1 protein-coding gene is annotated in these 480 nt (G+C 59.6%); it reads right to left on the reverse strand.

All coding sequences use genetic code 11. From position 1 onward, the window contains the following. Window positions 1-3: 3 nt before the first annotated feature. Window positions 4-480: transposase (locus U5771_RS35340; protein ID WP_322028204.1), on the reverse strand; the 477-nt coding region annotated here is incomplete at its 5' end.

Raw genomic sequence — 480 nt, forward strand, 5'->3', positions numbered from 1 at the left:
GGTTCATCGAGGATTACCGGGGAACGCGGCGCGGATTTTGAGGAAGAAGTATTCCTCGTCGCGGTATCCGTAAGCCCTGCGCTTGATGGCCTTGATGGTGTTATTGATGCCCTCGACGACGCTGGTATTGAGCGGATGACGGCAGCGAGTCACGATCCCGTGCCAGTACCCTTGCAAGCGCTCGGCAAACTTTTGCAGGGCGGCAATCCCGCTTTGCTGGGCCTGTTCGAACCATTGCCCCCAGGCCTTTTCCACCCAGGCTGGCTTTCGGTAGAACCAGAGCCGTTTGAGTTCGTCGCGCAGCACATAGACGCATAGCAGCGATTGATTGGCGGCCAGCAGTTCCTTCAGGTGCACGGCCTGCTCGGGCTTCAGGTTTTGGCGGTTGCGCAGCAGCAGCCAACGGCTGGACTTCAGGACCTTCCGCGCCGGCTTGTCATGCCGGAGTTGATTGGCCTGATCCACTCGCACCCGATCGAT

This window comes from Burkholderia sp. BCC1977 (genome assembly GCF_905339595.1).
GTDB lineage: Bacteria > Pseudomonadota > Gammaproteobacteria > Burkholderiales > Burkholderiaceae > Burkholderia.